General features: G+C 63.0%; 14 protein-coding genes, 2 tRNA genes and 1 pseudogene. 10 read left to right on the top strand and 7 right to left on the bottom strand.

The window, feature by feature from the left end; all coding sequences use genetic code 11:
• Window positions 1-393, bottom strand: a 393-nt coding sequence (locus tag ACGVJ8_RS02355) for a DnaJ domain-containing protein (RefSeq protein WP_392345304.1), incomplete at its 3' end; no start/stop codon positions are given.
• 125 nt (window positions 394-518) lie between these two features.
• Between ACGVJ8_RS02355 and ACGVJ8_RS02350 the strand changes: the two genes are divergently transcribed.
• Window positions 519-920 carry a vitamin K epoxide reductase gene (locus ACGVJ8_RS02350; protein WP_392345303.1) on the top strand — a complete coding sequence of 134 codons (402 nt, stop codon included), beginning with the start codon at window positions 519-521 and terminating at the stop codon, window positions 918-920.
• A 1-nt stretch (window position 921) separates the two neighbouring features.
• Entirely contained in the window at window positions 922-2,598 is a 1,677-nt protein-coding gene (locus ACGVJ8_RS02345) for a SulP family inorganic anion transporter (protein WP_392345302.1), read from the top strand.
• Here ACGVJ8_RS02345 and ACGVJ8_RS02340 read toward each other — a convergent pair.
• Together ACGVJ8_RS02340 and aroQ are read right to left on the bottom strand one after the other, a co-directional pair.
• A complete protein-coding gene (locus ACGVJ8_RS02340) occupies window positions 2,586-3,278 on the bottom strand; it encodes a tRNA-(ms[2]io[6]A)-hydroxylase (RefSeq protein ID WP_392345301.1) in 693 nt (230 codons plus the stop codon). The genes ACGVJ8_RS02345 and ACGVJ8_RS02340 overlap by 13 nt on opposite strands.
• Window positions 3,275-3,715 carry a type II 3-dehydroquinate dehydratase gene (aroQ, locus tag ACGVJ8_RS02335; protein WP_392345300.1) on the bottom strand — a complete coding sequence of 147 codons (441 nt, stop codon included), beginning with the start codon at window positions 3,713-3,715 and terminating at the stop codon, window positions 3,275-3,277. Before aroQ ends, ACGVJ8_RS02340 begins: the two co-directional genes overlap by 4 nt.
• Window positions 3,716-3,799: 84 nt before the next feature.
• Between aroQ and ACGVJ8_RS02330 the strand changes: the two genes are divergently transcribed.
• A tRNA-Tyr gene (locus ACGVJ8_RS02330) sits at window positions 3,800-3,881 on the top strand.
• A gap of 10 nt (window positions 3,882-3,891) precedes the next feature.
• Window positions 3,892-3,963, top strand: a tRNA-Thr gene (locus tag ACGVJ8_RS02325).
• A 32-nt stretch (window positions 3,964-3,995) separates the two neighbouring features.
• Here ACGVJ8_RS02325 and ACGVJ8_RS02320 read toward each other — a convergent pair.
• Window positions 3,996-5,444, bottom strand: coding sequence for a glycoside hydrolase family 13 protein (locus ACGVJ8_RS02320; protein WP_392345299.1), 1,449 nt, complete (start codon window positions 5,442-5,444; stop codon window positions 3,996-3,998).
• 32 nt (window positions 5,445-5,476) lie between these two features.
• Here ACGVJ8_RS02320 and glpK point away from each other — a divergent pair, with 32 nt between their 5' ends.
• Both glpK and ACGVJ8_RS02310 read left to right on the top strand, forming a co-directional pair.
• Complete coding sequence (gene glpK, locus ACGVJ8_RS02315; RefSeq protein ID WP_392345298.1) at window positions 5,477-6,982, top strand: glycerol kinase GlpK; 1,506 nt, start codon at window positions 5,477-5,479, stop codon at window positions 6,980-6,982.
• Window positions 6,975-8,552 (top strand): FAD-dependent oxidoreductase, encoded by a 1,578-nt coding sequence (locus ACGVJ8_RS02310; RefSeq protein WP_392345297.1) that lies wholly within the window; start codon window positions 6,975-6,977, stop codon window positions 8,550-8,552. The genes glpK and ACGVJ8_RS02310 overlap by 8 nt, the downstream gene beginning before the upstream one ends.
• Here ACGVJ8_RS02310 and ACGVJ8_RS02305 read toward each other — a convergent pair.
• Window positions 8,495-10,156 carry an alpha-amylase family protein gene (locus ACGVJ8_RS02305; RefSeq protein ID WP_392345296.1) on the bottom strand — a complete coding sequence of 554 codons (1,662 nt, stop codon included), beginning with the start codon at window positions 10,154-10,156 and terminating at the stop codon, window positions 8,495-8,497. The genes ACGVJ8_RS02310 and ACGVJ8_RS02305 overlap by 58 nt on opposite strands.
• A gap of 54 nt (window positions 10,157-10,210) precedes the next feature.
• Between ACGVJ8_RS02305 and ACGVJ8_RS02300 the strand changes: the two genes are divergently transcribed.
• Window positions 10,211-11,590 (top strand): aldehyde dehydrogenase family protein, encoded by a 1,380-nt coding sequence (locus tag ACGVJ8_RS02300; protein ID WP_392345295.1) that lies wholly within the window; start codon window positions 10,211-10,213, stop codon window positions 11,588-11,590.
• 99 nt (window positions 11,591-11,689) lie between these two features.
• A complete protein-coding gene (locus ACGVJ8_RS02295) occupies window positions 11,690-12,715 on the top strand; it encodes a LysM peptidoglycan-binding domain-containing protein (protein WP_392345294.1) in 1,026 nt (341 codons plus the stop codon).
• Between the two features lie 6 nt (window positions 12,716-12,721).
• Here the strand turns inward: ACGVJ8_RS02295 and ACGVJ8_RS02290 are convergent.
• Both ACGVJ8_RS02290 and ACGVJ8_RS02285 read right to left on the bottom strand, forming a co-directional pair.
• A pseudogene (locus tag ACGVJ8_RS02290) lies at window positions 12,722-14,033 on the bottom strand (RecQ family ATP-dependent DNA helicase).
• Window positions 14,034-14,102: 69 nt separating this feature from the next.
• On the bottom strand, window positions 14,103-15,206 hold the full coding sequence (locus ACGVJ8_RS02285) for a hypothetical protein (RefSeq protein WP_392345293.1): 1,104 nt from the start codon (window positions 15,204-15,206) through the stop codon (window positions 14,103-14,105).
• 41 nt (window positions 15,207-15,247) lie between these two features.
• Between ACGVJ8_RS02285 and ACGVJ8_RS02280 the strand changes: the two genes are divergently transcribed.
• Together ACGVJ8_RS02280 and ACGVJ8_RS02275 are read left to right on the top strand one after the other, a co-directional pair.
• Window positions 15,248-15,457, top strand: a complete 210-nt coding sequence (locus ACGVJ8_RS02280; RefSeq protein WP_006851563.1) for a photosystem I reaction center subunit IV — start codon at window positions 15,248-15,250, stop codon at window positions 15,455-15,457.
• Window positions 15,458-15,462: 5 nt separating this feature from the next.
• Window positions 15,463-15,939, top strand: a 477-nt coding sequence (locus ACGVJ8_RS02275; protein WP_392345292.1) for a DNA-formamidopyrimidine glycosylase family protein, incomplete at its 3' end; no start/stop codon positions are given.

Below are 15,939 nucleotides of genomic sequence, written 5' to 3'. Positions count from 1 at the left end.
TGAAGCCTGGGCACCACGAGCAAAGCCACCCCCTGCAAAGCCCCCACCGGCCGGTCCACCGAAACGGCCCAAGAGGTCGTTGATGAAATCGTCGAAATTGCCGTAGCGACCGAAGTCGACATCCATCCCGGGTGCGGCTCCCCCGCCCATGCCGCCGGCCTGATTCCAGTACTGGCCAAATTGCTCATAGCGACGCCGTTTCTCGGGATCGGAGAGCACTTCGTAGGCCTCACTGATTTCCTTAAACCGCGCTTCAGCCTGGGCATCACCGGGGTTGACGTCAGGGTGGTATTGGCGCGCCAGGCTGCGAAAGGCTTTCTTGATGGCATTGGCATCGGTGCTGCGATCGACACCGAGCACCTGGAAATAGTCCTTGTATCCGCTGCCTGCCATACCTATCCAGTGGTGAACCCAGTCTCACCGCAACAGGGCTTGCGTTGTTGCTTCCGCATGGAGGGAAGCCCGAACGCCTTAATGCGACCTAGCTTCAGGCGAACCGCTGCATCAGCATGAGGAGCATGGCTTCATCCCTGCTGGCAACCGTGCTGGTCGCAGCTGGCGGAGCTGTTGGTGGCCCACCGGTGTCGGCCGATCCCTGGACCAGCACGATCGGAGAGCCCCTGCGCAACTCCAGCCCCCAAGCCCTTGAACTGACGCAGCATCTGAAGGCGATGGGAGCCAAGTTTTACGGCGCTTGGACCTGCCCGGCCTGCTTCAAGCAGATGAATCTTTTCGGCAAACAGGCCGGAGCGGACGTGACCTACGTGGAGTGCCGCAAGCCGATGCAGCTGGCGCAACAAGCCGAAGCCTGTAGCACCGCAGAGATCCGGGCCTACCCCACCTGGGTTCTCCCCGATGGACGCCGAAGAATTGGGGTTCAGTCCCTGGAAGCCCTGAGCCGCTGGAGTGGTTTGAACTGAGATGGCACTGATTCACGGTCTGCATCAGCGCAACATCCGAGGCGACCTTCTCGGAGGATTGACGGCAGCCGTGGTCGCGCTGCCCCTTGCCCTGGCCTTCGGCAATGCCGCCCTGGGGCCAGGCGGCGCCATTTACGGCCTGTATGGCGCCATCGTCACCGGATTCCTGGCGGCCCTGCTCGGGGGAACTCCCGCTCAGGTGAGCGGACCCACAGGACCGATGAGCGTCACCGTGGCGGGGATCGTCTCGAGCCTGGCCGCCATCGGCATCAGTCGTGATCTCAATGCTGGCGAGATGCTGCCGTTGGTGATGGCCGCTGTGGTGATCGGTGGTGCGTTCGAAACCCTACTTGGGGTGCTGCGGCTGGGGCGCTTCATCACCCTGGTGCCTTACTCGGTGGTCTCCGGCTTCATGTCGGGGATCGGTTTCATCATCCTGGTGCTGCAACTTGGGCCCTTCATCGGGGTGAGCACCCAGGGCGGCGTGGTTGCGTCCCTGAGTTCGCTGATCGAGGCACCTAGCTGGAACCCAGCCGCGCTCGCCGTTGGATTGATGACACTCGCCCTGGTGTTTCTGACTCCTTTGCGCATCCGTCAGTGGGTTCCAACGCCTCTGCTGGCGCTGCTGATCGTGACGCCGTTGTCGCTGGTGCTGTTCAACGACAATCGGCTGCTGGAGCTGGGCCTTGAGCCCATCGCACGGATCGGTGCAATCCCGGAAGGTGGCTTGCAACTGGTGGTTCCCGATTTCAGCCAGTACCTGCCGGAGCTGGTGAAAGCCGGAATGGTTCTCGCCCTGCTCGGGGCCATCGACTCGTTGCTCACCTCCCTGGTGGCCGACAACATCACCCAGACCCACCACGACTCCAACCGTGAGCTGATCGGCCAGGGCATCGCCAACACCACGGCCGGGTTTCTCTCGGGCCTTCCCGGTGCCGGAGCCACGATGCGAACGGTGATCAATATTAAATCCGGTGGTCAGACGCCCTGGTCGGGCATGACCCATTCCCTGGTGCTGCTGCTCGTGCTGCTGGGGGCAGGCCCCCTAGCAGCACAGATCCCCACGGCGCTGCTAGCGGGAATCCTGATCAAAGTCGGCCTCGACATCATCGACTGGGGGTTTCTGCTTCGCGCCCATCGCCTGTCGGCGAAAACGGCCGTGCTGATGTATGCCGTGTTGTTGATGACAGTGTTCTGGGACCTGATCTGGGGCGTTTTGGTGGGGATGTTCGTGGCCAACTTGTTGACCGTTGATGCGATCACGCGGTCTCAACTGGAGGGAATGGAAGAGGACAATCGTTCCGATGCCACGGATGCACTGCACGCCAGTCTTTCCCCGGAGGAGGAAGCCTTGATCCTGCGCTGCGGCAAGGCCTTGATGCTGTTCCGTCTGCGCGGCCCTTTGAGTTTTGGCGCCGCCAAAGGAATCAGTGCCCGGATGGGGTTGATCCAGAGCTACAGGGTTCTGATCCTTGACCTCACCGACGTCTCCCGCATTGGGGTTACCGCAACCCTGGCGATTGAACGCATGGTGGAGGAAGCACGATCAGCGGACCGCACCCTGTTCATCGCAGGAGCCAACCAGACCCTCGAACAACGGCTGCGGCAATTCGGTGTGGAGGGTGTGCTTCGGCCATCCAGGCTGGAGGCCTTGCAGGAGGCGGCTCAGCTGATCTGACTGACGTCCACACCACAAGAATGCATCCGCACGTCTTCAGGGCGTGCCAACTCCCCTTCCAACGCCTTCACTTCGGCCCGGGCCAGCAGTTCGAGGCGCTCGACGATCAGCTCCCGCGGATAGCGCTGCTCACACAGCACCCAATACAAGCCGAAGTGGCGCGCTTCACTCGCCAAGAGATCGCTGTAAAGCTCCCTTAACTGAGGATCCGGGCTGTGCTCCGCCAGCAGGGCCATGCGCTCATGGCTGCGGGCTTCGATCAGACCAGCTACCAGGAAAGAGTCGAGCATTCTCTGCGGCTCACCTTTACGGATCTGCCGGGCAAGATCAGCGCCATAGCCCGGGGAAGGCAGCGGTTCCAGGTAGCACCCCCGCGCCTTGATCAGAGCCAGAACTTGCTCGAAGTGCTCCAGCTCTTCCCGCACCAGAGGGCTGAGGGCTTCACCCAGACCCGGTTCGCAGAGATAGCGGAACATCATCTGAACCGCAGCCCCGGCAGCCTTGCGTTCGCAGTGGGCGTGATCGATCAACACCTCCATCGGCCGAGTGTTGGCCTGCTCTACCCAGCTCCAACTGGTGGGCGCAGTCAACCAGCGGATCGACGCCACCGTCTTCGAGGGCACTATTTTCGAAGGAACTGTTTTTGATGGAACAGTTTTTGATGGAACAGTGGTGGTCATGCGTTCCGGCGCAGGTGGCTGAGCAATCCGCTCAAGGCAAGGCTGTAACTGGCTGGTCCGAACCCACAGATCACACCCACAGCGCGCTCAGCCAGAAATGAGTGATGGCGGAACTTTTCCCGGGCATGGGTGTTGCTGAGGTGCAATTCCACGTAGGGGATCGCGACGCCAGCAAGGGCATCACGGATGGCGATGGACGTGTGGGTGTAGGCCCCGGCATTGATTAAGATCCCATCGCATCGGCCCATGCCCTGGTGAATCCGATCCACCAGGGCACCTTCGAAATTGCTCTGAAAGCAATCCAGCTGCACAGATTCTTGCTCCGCCTCCCGGGTCAGCGCCGCTTCGATGTCCACCAGAGAGGAATGCCCATAGATCCCAGGCTCACGCTGGCCCAACAGGTTCAGATTCGGACCGTTCAGCAGCAGAACGTGCATGGCTGGAGATCGCTTCAGCTCGGCAGATCGTATCGAGATCGTGGGGGAGGACACACCGACTGGTAGGTTGTTGCAGTGTGGTTCGGGTCGGTGCCCGAGTGGTTAATGGGGGCGGACTGTAAATCCGCTGGCTCTGCCTACGTTGGTTCAAATCCAACCCGGCCCATCCTCCACATGCCCTTGTAGCTCAGCGGTAGAGCACTCCCTTGGTAAGGGAGAGGTCTCGAGTTCAAGTCTCGACAAGGGCTTTCTTCCTCCCCTCGGCACCAGGTGAGAGGGGTTACGACCCCAGAACAGCCGCCGATTGCGGTCCAACACCTCGGCTGTCGACAGTTCCCAGCGTCCAAACACAGGAACGTCCCGGCTCAATGGTTAGGGGCACGTGGTTGGAGCGACTGCGGTTGATCACGACCCGCAGGCCATCCGCAACGCCCTCCAGCACGTCCGCCCCTTGGGCTGACCAGCGCAGACCCTCCCTGCGCAAGACCCCATGGGCACAGCGGAGTTCTGCGAGGGACTGAATGAAAGAGCGCAGATCAGCGGGCCAGGGGATATCCCAGGGATAGGCCTCACGGCAGGCCGGTCCAGGACCGCTGGAGGGGCCCGGTTCAGGGCCACCGGCCAGAGCAGCTTCGGTCCCGTAGTAAACGCAGGGCGCTCCCAGGTGGAGGAAGAGCAGCAGCAGGGCCAACTTCAGGGCCGCCACATCGTTGTTGAGGCTGTGAAGTGCACGGGGCACGTCGTGGCTGTCGAGCAGATTCATCTGGGCCCAGTTCACCACCTCCCGGTAGGAACGCGTTATTGTCGTCCAGATGGTTAACAACGCCTGTCCATCCAGGGGGTCGAGGGGGTATTCGGAATTGCGGTAGTCCCGCCGCAACGCTTCACCGGCGGCCCAGCAAATGCTGCTCCAACCAAGCCGGTAATTCATCACGCCATCGAAGTGGTCGCCCTGCAGCCAGGTAGTCGCATCACCCCACACCTCTCCAACAATCCAGGCCTCCGGGTTGGTGGACCGCACCATCTGCCGAAACTCCACCCAGAAGTCGGCCGGGACCTCGGCAGGGACGTCGAGACGCCAGCCATCAATCCCCTGTTCGAGCCAGTGACGGCCAACCGCCAGCAGGTGCTCCCGAACACCTGGATTGGCATGGTTGAACTTGGGCAGATCAGGCAAGGTCCACCAGCCGTCGTAGCCACAGTCCTCCCCTGGGGCGGGATAGGGCTGCAGTGGCCAACGGTACACATGGAACCAATCCCGGTACGGCGAATCCATACCGTTCTCCACCACGTGATGAAAAGCCCAAAAGCCGCGGCCGCAGTGGTTGAACACCCCATCCAGAATCACCCTCATGCCGCGCTGATGCACGGCGTCGATCAGGTCCCTGAGTGCTGCATTGCCCCCCAGCAGGGGATCCACCTCGAAGTAGTCGTAGACGTGATAGCGATGGTTAGCGGCTGAACTGAAGATCGGCGTGAAATAGAGGCAGGTGATGCCCATGGCTTGGAGCCCATCGAGAGCATCGATGACGCCGTAGAGATCCCCGCCCTGGAATCCCTCCTCGAGAGGGTCAGCCCCCCATGGCTTCAGGGCGAGATGGCGCTGCGCATCGACCCTCCCACTGCGGCGAAAACGGTCGGGAAAGATCTGATAGAGCACCGCATCCGCCACCCAGGCGGGGGGATCGTGAAACGGAGTGATCGCTGCCAAACCTTTGCAGTCAGCCATCTCCTGGCTAGCAGGAGAGAAAGACATTGGCCATGGCGGAACAGCCTCTTCTTCTGGCCCTCGATCAGGGCACCAGCAGTTCCAGAGCCGCGCTGTTCAGCAGCTCAGGGGATCTAGTGGTCAGCGCCAGTGCACCGCTGCCGATTTCCTACCCCGCCGATGGATGGGTGGAACAGGACCCGATGGCGATCTGGACCAGCCAGCGGCAAGCCCTGGTGCAGCTCGATTCGAAGCTCAGCGAAGGGCAGCGCAAGGCAGTCGTGAGCTGCGGCATCACCAACCAACGGGAAACCACCGTGCTCTGGCGCCGCAGCAATGGCCTCCCCTGCGGACCGGCCCTCGTCTGGCAGGACGGCCGCACCGTCGCCATCTGCGAGGCCTGGAAGCAGCAAGGACTGGAGCAGGAGTGGTGCCGGCGCACGGGCTTGCTGCTCGACCCCTATTTCAGTGCCAGCAAGATCCGCTGGATGCTCGATCACTACGGAGACGCCCAGGCTGCCGCGGCCAGCGATGACCTCTGTTTCGGCACGGTGGAAAGCTGGCTGCTCTGGCAACTCACCGACGGCCAGCGCCACGGCAGTGACATGAGCAATGCCAGCCGAACGCTGCTGATGGACCTGGAGCAGCAGCACTGGGTGGATAACTTCCGAGAGCCCACAGGGCTCCCCGCCAACGCTCTGCCCGAACTGCTGCCCTGCCGCGGAGAGTTCGGGTGTATGGCTTCGAACCTTCCCTTTGCAGGCTTGCCGATCCAGGCGATGCTCGGCGACCAACAGGCCGCCACCCTGGGCCAGCTCTGTCTGCATCCCGAAGAAGGCAAGTGCACTTACGGCACGGGGGCTTTTCTCGTGATCAACACCGGCGATGTCGTCCGCCGCTCAGATGCAGGGCTGCTCAGCACCCTCGGCTGGACGGATGCCGCCGGAACACCCAGCTTTTGCCTTGAGGGAAGTCTGTTCAACGCCGGCACCGTCATCCAATGGCTGCGGGATGGGCTGCAGATCATTGATCAGGCCCCCCAGGTGAACGAACTGGCGCGTTCGGTGCCGGATTCAGGAGGGGTGATGCTCGTGCCCGCCTTCACCGGCTGGGGAACACCGCACTGGGATCCCCAGGCACGCGGTGTTCTGGTGGGCCTGACCCGTGACAGCGGACGCGGTCACATCGCCCGCGCAGCGCTGGAGGGAATCGCCCTGTCGGTGGCGACCTTGGTGGAGCTTGCCGAGCAGGCCCTCGGCACCGGCCTGGGTGAACTGGTAGTGGATGGTGGTGCCGCAGCCTCCGACCCTCTGCTGCAGGCGCAGGCGGATTGCACCGGTCTGACGGTGCGGCGTCCCGCCAGCCTCGAGAGCACCGCCCGGGGAGTGGCGCTGTTCGCAGGCCTCCAGGCTGGGGTGATCAGCGACCTGGAGCAGCTCGCGACCGTACAGAGGGACGGCGCGCAACTGTTCCACCCGCAGATGGATGCATCCCAGCGCAACCGCTGGCGCGCGCACTGGCAGGACGCCGTCTGCAGAAGCCTAGGGTGGCATGGCTGATCATCAGGTAGACCTGCTGGTCATCGGCGCAGGTGCCAGCGGTGCCAGCGTGGCCTATGAGGCAACACGACGGGGGCTGAGCGTGGCCCTGCTCGAGGCCGGAGACATCGGCGGTGGCACAAGTTGCCGCAGCACGAAGCTGCTCCATGGCGGAGTCCGCTACCTGGAGCTGGCCTTTAAAACTTTGGACCTGGCCCAACTGAGGCTGGTGCGGGAAGCCCTGCTCGAGCGGAGCCACTGGTTGGCCCAGGCACCGTTCCTGGCCCAACGACTCGAACTGGCCCTGCCCACACAACAGCTCTGGGAACAGGCCTACTACCGACTTGGGCTAGGGATGTATGACGCCCTGGCTGGTCAGCGGAGCATCGGCCACAGTCGACTGCTGTCCCAGCAGCAGATGCGTCAGGCCCTGCCTCTGCTGAAGGCATGTCAAGGCGGCGTGGCCTACAGCGACGGGCAATTCGACGATGCACGCCTCAACCTGCTGTTGGCTCTCAGTGCCGAGCAACGAGGGGCAACCCTGCGCACCCGTTGCCGGGTGGTGGAGCTGGACACCGACGGCACGGGCCAGCTCAAGGCCGCCATCAGTGAATCCGCCACGGGCCAACGGGAACGCTGGTGCGCCTCAGCGTTTGTGAATGCCACGGGCATACGGGCGGATGAGATCCGCCGTCTGGCGGAGGCTGATGCCCCGCCACGGATGCTGACCAGCCGTGGGGCACACATCGTGCTGGAGCAGGACCTCTGCCCAGAGAACCTGGGGCTTCTGGTGCCGTCCACCACGGATGGACGCGTGCTGTTCATGCTCCCCTTCCACGGCCGCACCCTGGTGGGGACGACGGACGAAGCCTGCACCAAGGAAAGTGCCACATCCCCCTCTGAGGAAGAGGAGACCTACCTGCTCAACTACGTGCGTGACTGGTTTCCCCAGCTCCAGCATCCGAAGGTGAGCAGCCGATGGGCGGGGGGACGCCCGCTGCTGAAGCCAGCAGACCAGGGCATGGACAGCAGCCGTGTGGTGCGGGAGCACGAGGTGGAAACTCTGACCTGCGGCCTGGTGAGCGTGATGGGGGGCAAGTGGACCACCTGCCGACCGATGGCTGAGGACACCCTGACCGCGGTGGAACGCCAGCTTGGAAAAGCGCTGCCCACCCCTGAAGCAATGCCACTGCGGGGTGCAGCGGAGTCGTTAGAGGCCACCCAGGACGGGCTCCGCCGCCAGAAACACCAACTCGAAGCCCTGCTTCCCGACAGCGCCCTCAAAGCCGCACAAGTCGCCCATCTACAACGCACCTATGGCTTGGAGGCCGTGGCCTTGATCGAACCCGCAGAGCCCAGCCGACGCGAGCCCCTCAGCCCGGTGATCCCGCTCTGCGGCGCAGAACTGGACCATTCAATTCAGCGAGAACATGCACGAAGCAGCAGCGATGTGCTGGCCCGCCGCTGCCGTCTGGCTATGGTGGATTTGAACGAGGCCGAACGACTCCGGCCCCAGGTGGAAGAGCTGCTGGATCAGGCGGGCGTGGCAGCGTGCTCCACCTCTCCGATCAACCACCAGTTGAATCCATAGGGCGGAAGGTTCACGAACCACTCCGCTGCGGCGGGCGGGAACTCACAGCCCCACATCACCTCACGGGTGCGCTCGCCGGTCCACTCCGACAGATCCAAACTGAGTGACGCTCCCGCTGCGGTGACATTGGCGGCCACGAGCATCGTCATCGCCTCGGTGCAGCGGAGATACACCAGCACTCCGGGGTGGGGGCTGTGCAACAACCGGAAGCTTCCATGCCGCAGTGCTGGCAGCAGCCGGCGGCAGGTAAGCATGCGCCGGTGCCAATTCAGGAGCGACCCCGGCAGCTGCTTCTGCACCTCCACATTCACAACGCGGTAGTCGTAGCCGGGAGCGGTGATCGGTGGCAGCACCAACAGCGGATCGGGGGCAGTGGAGAAGCCACCGTTGCGGGCCGGCGTCCAGGCCATCGGCGTGCGGTTGGGATCACGGTCCCGCAGACCGGGCCAGTCGCCCATACCCAGTTCATCGCCGTAATACAGGCAGGGCATCCCCGGAAGGCTGTAGAGGAGCCCATGCAGCAACCGGTTGGAGCGTGGATCGCCGTTGAGAAGAGGAGCCAGGCGTCGGTTAATGCCCCAATTCAACCAGTGCCCCTGCCCCTGTGGCAGGCCCACCCGGATGGTCTGAATCACCTCATCGCTGATGAGATGACCATCCCCTAACCAGAGTTCATCGTGATTGCGCAGGGGCAGGGCCCAGCGGAGACCACGCACTGCCTGCTCGGCTTGCATCAGACACTCCCCGAGCTGTTGGGTGCGGCCACTGGCAATGGCCGCGAACAGATGGGCGGTGAGCACGAAGTTGAACGCTCCATGCAATTCGTCATCCGCCAGGTAAGGAGCGGCCTCCTCCACCGGCTGAATCGCCTCTCCCAGCAAGAGCACATCACGACCATGGGCATCCACCCGCTCCCGCAATCGCTTGAGGAAGGCGTGGGTCTCCGGCAATCCCTCGCAGCGGGTGCCCTCTGACTCGAACAGGAACGGAACCGCATCCAAACGGAACCCGTCGACACCGCGATCCAGCCAAAAGTCGACCACCTCCAGCATCGTGTCCTGCACCCAAGGGTTCTCGTAATTGAGATCAGGCTGATGACGCAGGAAACGGTGCAGGTAGTACTGCTCGGCAACCGGATCCCACTCCCAGTTCGAAGCCTCGAAGTGTCGGAACAGAACCGGTGCCTCGGCGTAGCGCTTGGGGTCGTCGCTCCAGACGTAAACATCCCGTTCAGGACTGCCCTTGGGAGCCCAGCGGGCCCGCTGGAACCAGGGATGCAAGTCACTGGTGTGGTTCAGCACAAAGTCCAAAATCACGCGCATCCCCTGGCTGTGGGCCGCCGTGAGGAACCGATGAAAGGAGGAGAGAGCCCCCAGATCCGGATGGATTCCGGTGAAGTCAGTGATGTCGTAGCCCCCGTCCCGCAGGGGGGAGGGATAAATCGGGGTCAACCAGAGGGTGTTGACCCCCAGCCAACGCAGATAGGGCAACCGCGCCGCAAGCCCCTTGAAATCACCAGTGCCATCGCCATTCCCATCGGAATAGCTGCGAACGATCAACTGATAGATGACCGTCCCTGACCACCACGGAAGCGCTGGGGTCATCCCCCGGTTGCAGATTCACCACTGCTAGACCCGACTGGCCTGATCGTCAGCCCCGTGGCCCTCACCCAAACGCAACTGAGCCGGATGCAGGAGCTCGTGGGGGCTGGGCTGACCCGTCCCCTGGCCTGGCGCCGAGAGCAATTGCAACGGCTCTCCGCCCTGATAGAAGAGCACGAATCGGAGGTGCTCGAGGCCCTCGCCACCGACCTTGGCAAACCATCCACCGAAGCCTTTTTTGAGCTGGTGGCCCTGCGACAGGAGCTCAAGCTCACCGGCCGGCAGCTGGAGCGGTGGATGCGCCCGCGCCGCGTGGCTGTCCCCCTCTCACTGCGCCCCGGCCAGGCCAAGGTTGTACCGGAACCACTGGGGTGCGTTCTGGTGATCGGACCTTGGAACTATCCCTTTGCACTGATGCTGCGGCCCTTGATTAGTGCCCTGGCTGCTGGCAACACTGCCGTGCTCAAGCCCTCGGAACATGCCAGGGGCATCTCGGATCTGATCGCACGGCTGATCCCTCAGCACTTTGAGCCTGAGGTAGTGCAGGTGGTCCAGGGAGATGGAGCCATGGCAGCCGACCTGGTTGCCATGCCCTTCGACCACATCTTTTTCACCGGTGGCGGCAGCGTCGGTCGGAAGGTGCTGGAGGGAGCTGCTGCACACCTCACGCCGGTGACCCTGGAACTAGGGGGCAAGAGCCCCGCCATCGTTCTTGAAGGGACCGACCTCACGGTGGGGGCACGTCGTTTGATCTGGGGCAAAGGGATCAATGCAGGACAGACCTGCATCGCTCCAGACCATCTGCTGGTGCCACCCGCACTGCGTTCACCGCTGCTGAAGGCGATGGAGGAGGCCCGAACAGAGATGTATGGCGCCGATCCCCTCAACTCGAATCAGCTGGGGCAAATCATCAATGAACGCCAGTTCAATCAGCTGGAGCTGCTGCTGGAGTCCGCCAGAGCGGATGGTCGCATCCTGATCGGAGGCGAAATCAGCCGTAAGCAGCGGCGCATCGCCCCCACCGTGATTCGCGTGGCTGACCGCAATGATCCACTGATGGCCGAGGAACTGTTCGGCCCTCTCCTGCCGGTGCTGGTGCTCGAGGACCTCACCACAACCCTTCAGGAGATCCGCCAAGGGCCCAAACCGTTGGCGCTGTACCTGTTCGGCGGTGATGAGGCCCAGCAACAGCAGGTGCTCACCACCACCAGCTCGGGCGGGGTCTGCCTGAACGATGTGATGATGCAGGCCGGGGTGCCACAACTGCCCTTCGGCGGCGTCGGCGCCAGCGGGATGGGCAGTTACCACGGCCAAAGCGGCTTCGACACGTTCAGCCACCACAAGGCGGTGCTCAAGCGCCCCTTCCGGTTTGATTTCAAGCTGCGCTACCCGCCCTACAAGGTGGATCTCAACCTGCTGAGGCGGCTGGCGGGATAACGCGCGGGGACAGCCCCCAAATCCCTTCTGCAGCAGTTGCTCTGGGGGGCTGGCGCTTTACCTCAGGCACCGTATCTTGCGGAGATCTGCCGGAGACGAATGCGCCGTACCGCTCTTGCCGCCCTGCTGCTGACGGCTTGGTTCCCCCTGTCAGCCAGGGCTGCCTCGGTGACGGTGCGATCCGGTGAGACGCTTTCGGATATCGCTGGCCGCTACGGGGTGACCGTCGGCACCCTGATGCGGATGAATGGGATCCGCAACCCAGACCTTGTTGAAGCCGGACGCCGCTTGCAGGTGCCAGGCCCCACCGTGACGGCAGGCTCAGGCCGCCATCGCGTCAACAGCGGTGAGACCCTCAGCAGCATTGCCAGCCAATACCAGGTCCGCAGTCGCGACCTCATGGCCCTCAACAACATCCGCAATGCCAATCACATCGAGATCGGCCAGACCCTGCGACTCCCCAGCAATGCCGTGATGCCCCGTCCGGCCTTCAAGCCAGTGGCTGTGACCCCAATTCCAGGAGCCACGGAACACACGGTTGCCAAAGGACAGACCCTCACGCAGATCGCCAAGGCCTACAAGCTGCCGGTGGCCAGCCTGATCAGCATCAACCAGCTGAGCGACCCCAATAAAGTGGAAGTGGGCACGCGCCTGTATCTGACGGATCCCTCCTTCCAAACACCCATCACCGCCCAATCGCAGCCGTCCAAAACAGAACCGGTGGCCACCGCCAGCACAGCAGTTATGACGGTGAAGCCAACGGTTCAAGCCAAGGCCAAGCCCGTCCAAACCAAGCCTGTACAAACAAAACCGGTTCAGGCCAAAAAACCGGTGGTCACGGCCAAGCCGGTCGAGGCCGCCAATCCCCAGCAGACCTTGGCCAAGTCGGCTGACTGGCGCACCTATGGACCCCTCCAGGTGGACTGGGGCAACTGGCAAGCTATGGGTGGCAGTCAGGTGGTGCCCACCATCAATGCCCAGGGACAGGCTCTTTACCTGGCTGTGAACTGTTCCGCCAGGAAGATCAATGCCACCGGTGCCGATGGGAGCTGGAAAACCTGGGAGGCGCCGAAGAACCGCTTCGAAAAAGACCTGGTGAAGGACCGTTGTCAGGCCAAGGCCTGATCTGAATTAGGCGGCGTAGTCGAGCGGCCAGGGGGAATCCAGGAATCTCCGGGCGCTCTCGCGGAGATAAAGCCGCTGCGCACCGTCGTTGCTTTCCTGGATCAGCTCCTCCTGCACGAGCCGACGGGCCAACCAGGTCCAGCGGTCGTGGCGTCCGGGTTCATGCAGGGCCAGGTGCTCTCCAAGGCGACGCATCTCCATGCCGTCCTGCTCAGCCAAATGGGCCAGGAGCGTTTCGACTTGGGCTGACCAGTCGCGTCGTTTGGGGGACTCCAGGCAGCGATCGCAACGACCACAGGGACCCACCAAGTCGCCGACCGCCAGCTGTGGCGCATGGTCCAAGCGGCGACGGTCCTCCAGGGCGTCGCTGCCCCGGGCCGAAGCCTGCATGGCCCAGCTTGCCGGCTTCGGCCCGATTCCTGCAGATAGCCCTCAGGCGTGGCCGGCAGATCGAGATGAAGCACAAGGCCCACATCGTCACGGTCAACGCCCATGCCGAAGACCACCGTGGCCACAAGGACGGGCCGCTCGTGCTCGAGAAACAGCTTCAGGGCCTGCTGGCGGGTCTCCGGATCCAAGCCGGCGTGATAGGGCATTGCTGCAACCCCTTGGTTACTGAGACGTTCCGCCCACTGCTCCACGGAACGACGGGTGCGGGCATAGATCAGCGCAGCGCCATGGGACATCTCCAGTGCCTCCAACACCTGCGGCATGGGATCCCTGGGGCGCCGCTGCATCGTGTAGTGGAGGTTGTCTCGGCGGGCCGAACTCACCTGCACGAGCGGGCGACGCAGATCCAGCAGGCGAATGATGTCGGCCCGCACCCGTGGGGCTGCCGTAGCGCTGAGAGCCAGCATTGGCACTCCCGGGCAGAGGCTGCGGATCTGACCGAGGCGGCGGTAATCGGGGCGGAAGTCATGCCCCCAGGCACTGATGCAATGGGCTTCATCCACCGCCAGGGCCACCAGTCGCCCCTCCGTTGCAGACGTTCCAGCATCAGCCGGGTCTGCTCACCCTGGAGTCGTTCCGGCGCGATGTAGAGGAGACGCAGTGTGGCGTCTCGCAGCTGCTTCAAGGCATGCATGCAGGCCGAAGCGATTCCCCGTCGCTGCAAGGCCATCACCTGGTCCTCCATCAGCGCCACCAACGGTGAGATCACGACCACCAGGCCCTCGCGCACCAGGGCCGGCAGCTGATAGCAGAGCGATTTGCCACCACCGGTGGGCAGCACCGCCAGCGCATCCCTACCAGCCAGCACAGCATCCACTACAGGCCGTTGCCCGGGGCGGAAGCCATCCCAGCTGAAGTGGGTCTGCAGTGCACGCTCGAGTGAAGCCAGAACACACCAGATTTGGAGGCTTCAGATTATCGAGCACAAGATATGGAGTCAGGCCAGCGGCGGGGGATCCAATTGATCGGGGGACTCCTCCACCAGCTGAATCCGCACCCGCTTTCCGCCGGCAAGCTCCCCTAACGACACCCGCAGGGTCGCACCGCTGAGGGTCTGCAGAGCATTGAGCACATCGCGCAGGTAAGGCGTGCTGCTCCCGCTTTCAACCCAAAGACGCTCCTGAAGCCCGCCCAAGCGCCGCCAGGAGGTGTGCAGCTTCAGCACCGCCGACTCAAGGGCCTGCGCCTGGCCCACCGCATCGGCCAGTAGGCCAAGGGCATCCAGGCGCTGGGCCTCCTGCATGGCGCGGTCGAGATCCAGATCTCCCTGTTGAAACGCCCGCACAGCAATGCCCGATTCCGTTGCCTTGGTGATCCAGCGGGCTGTGCTGGTGACGTCCTTGATACGGTCGAGTTCGGGCTCATCGCGGAGTACCTTACGCAGATCTTCCTGCTGCGGCTCTGGCAGCTTGGCCAATTCCCGCACCAAGGGAGCCACCGCACGGGGTGGCAGCAGGTTCTCCTGGGTGCGCTGGCGGATTTCTTCCGGCAGCAACGGACTGGTGGCCGCGGTGAATTCATCGGTGAGGCGACGCACCTGTTTGCGGGTGATCTCCTGCCCCTCGTTAGCGGCCTCGGAAATCATCAGCTGCACTTCAGGAGCCGCCTGGGCGGTTTCCATGAAGGCGCGCTTGGAGAACTGATTCACACTGCTCTCCTCCAGGGTGCCGTCGCTGAGCATGCTGTCGGCGGATTCCGCCAGTTGAATCAAGCCGTAGGCGCGCGTCTTGCTGATTTCTTGCTCCCTCAGCCACTGCAGAAATCCGGCGCCCCGCCCTTCACCACCGCGCTTTTCCTTGTCGCGCACAGCGCGGAGGATGCGGCCGCGCCAGATCTCGGTCTGGAGGTCAAAGCGGTCGCAGACGGCCCAGGCCTGTTCCAGCCGAGCCAGAAATTCCATCGTGCTGATGTCGTCCTGCTCCGGGTCCGGCAAATCCAGCTGAAGCAGCGAAGGATCTAAATCAAGGGCGATGGAAGTGGTCAAAGGGACGCCGACAACGAAGGGACGACATTCTGTGACGCAGAGGTCATCTCCATCCATTCCGCGAGATACGCTCCGGTTGCATCTCCTTATGCCCAGCGATGGCGATCACCCGCGGCGCCAAGGTGCGCATCAAGCGTCCTGAGTCCTACTGGTTCAACGAAGTTGGCACCGTTGCCTCCATCGACACCTCGGGAATCCGCTACCCCGTTGTCGTTCGCTTCGAGAAGGTCAACTACAGCGGCCTGCAGGGCGTTGACGGTGGTATCAACACCAACAATTTCGCTGAAGCGGAACTCGAGCCGGCCTGAGGCCGTTGCCTGAACTTCCTGAAGTCGAGACGGTCCGTCGGGGACTGGTAGACCGTCTTGTCGACTTCAAAATTGCGCAAGTTGAAGTCTGCAGACCAAGGGCCATTGCCAGCCCTGGAGGTCCTGAAGACTTTGTTGCAGGCCTTTGCGGCACGACAGTGGGTCACTGGCAGCGCAGAGGGAAATATCTGATGGCAGCCCTGGAGCCAGAAGGTGGTGTTTGGGGTGTTCATCTGCGCATGACCGGCCAATTCCAATGGTATGAGCAGCCTTCAGAACCGTGCAAATACACCCGTGTTCGCCTCTGGAACTCCAAAAAGGAGGAGTTGCGCTTTGTGGATGTGCGCAGCTTCGGAGAAATGTGGTGGGTGCCTCCGGGCCAGGCGATTGAAGAGGTGATCACAGGCTTGACGCGACTCGGCCCTGAACCATTCAGCACAGACTTCTCCGCCAGCTATCTGAAGCAGAAGCTCAAGGGCAGC

Source organism: Parasynechococcus sp., assembly GCF_042954245.1.
GTDB lineage: Bacteria > Cyanobacteriota > Cyanobacteriia > PCC-6307 > Cyanobiaceae > Parasynechococcus.
This window is presented reverse-complemented; position numbering and strand designations above follow the sequence as displayed.

Coding starts and splice junctions, on each gene's coding strand:
- ACGVJ8_RS02340 (WP_392345301.1), bottom strand. CDS start 3,278: ATGACCACCACTGTTCCATCAAAAACTGTTCCATCAAAAACAGTTCCT.
- ACGVJ8_RS02310 (WP_392345297.1), top strand. CDS start 6,975: ATGGCTGATCATCAGGTAGACCTGCTGGTCATCGGCGCAGGTGCCAGC.
- ACGVJ8_RS02280 (WP_006851563.1), top strand. CDS start 15,248: ATGGCGATCACCCGCGGCGCCAAGGTGCGCATCAAGCGTCCTGAGTCC.
- ACGVJ8_RS02285 (WP_392345293.1), bottom strand. CDS start 15,206: ATGGATGGAGATGACCTCTGCGTCACAGAATGTCGTCCCTTCGTTGTC.
- aroQ (WP_392345300.1), bottom strand. CDS start 3,715: ATGCACGTTCTGCTGCTGAACGGTCCGAATCTGAACCTGTTGGGCCAG.
- ACGVJ8_RS02295 (WP_392345294.1), top strand. CDS start 11,690: ATGCGCCGTACCGCTCTTGCCGCCCTGCTGCTGACGGCTTGGTTCCCC.
- ACGVJ8_RS02305 (WP_392345296.1), bottom strand. CDS start 10,156: ATGACCCCAGCGCTTCCGTGGTGGTCAGGGACGGTCATCTATCAGTTG.
- ACGVJ8_RS02350 (WP_392345303.1), top strand. CDS start 519: ATGGCTTCATCCCTGCTGGCAACCGTGCTGGTCGCAGCTGGCGGAGCT.
- ACGVJ8_RS02320 (WP_392345299.1), bottom strand. CDS start 5,444: ATGGCTGACTGCAAAGGTTTGGCAGCGATCACTCCGTTTCACGATCCC.
- ACGVJ8_RS02345 (WP_392345302.1), top strand. CDS start 922: ATGGCACTGATTCACGGTCTGCATCAGCGCAACATCCGAGGCGACCTT.
- glpK (WP_392345298.1), top strand. CDS start 5,477: ATGGCGGAACAGCCTCTTCTTCTGGCCCTCGATCAGGGCACCAGCAGT.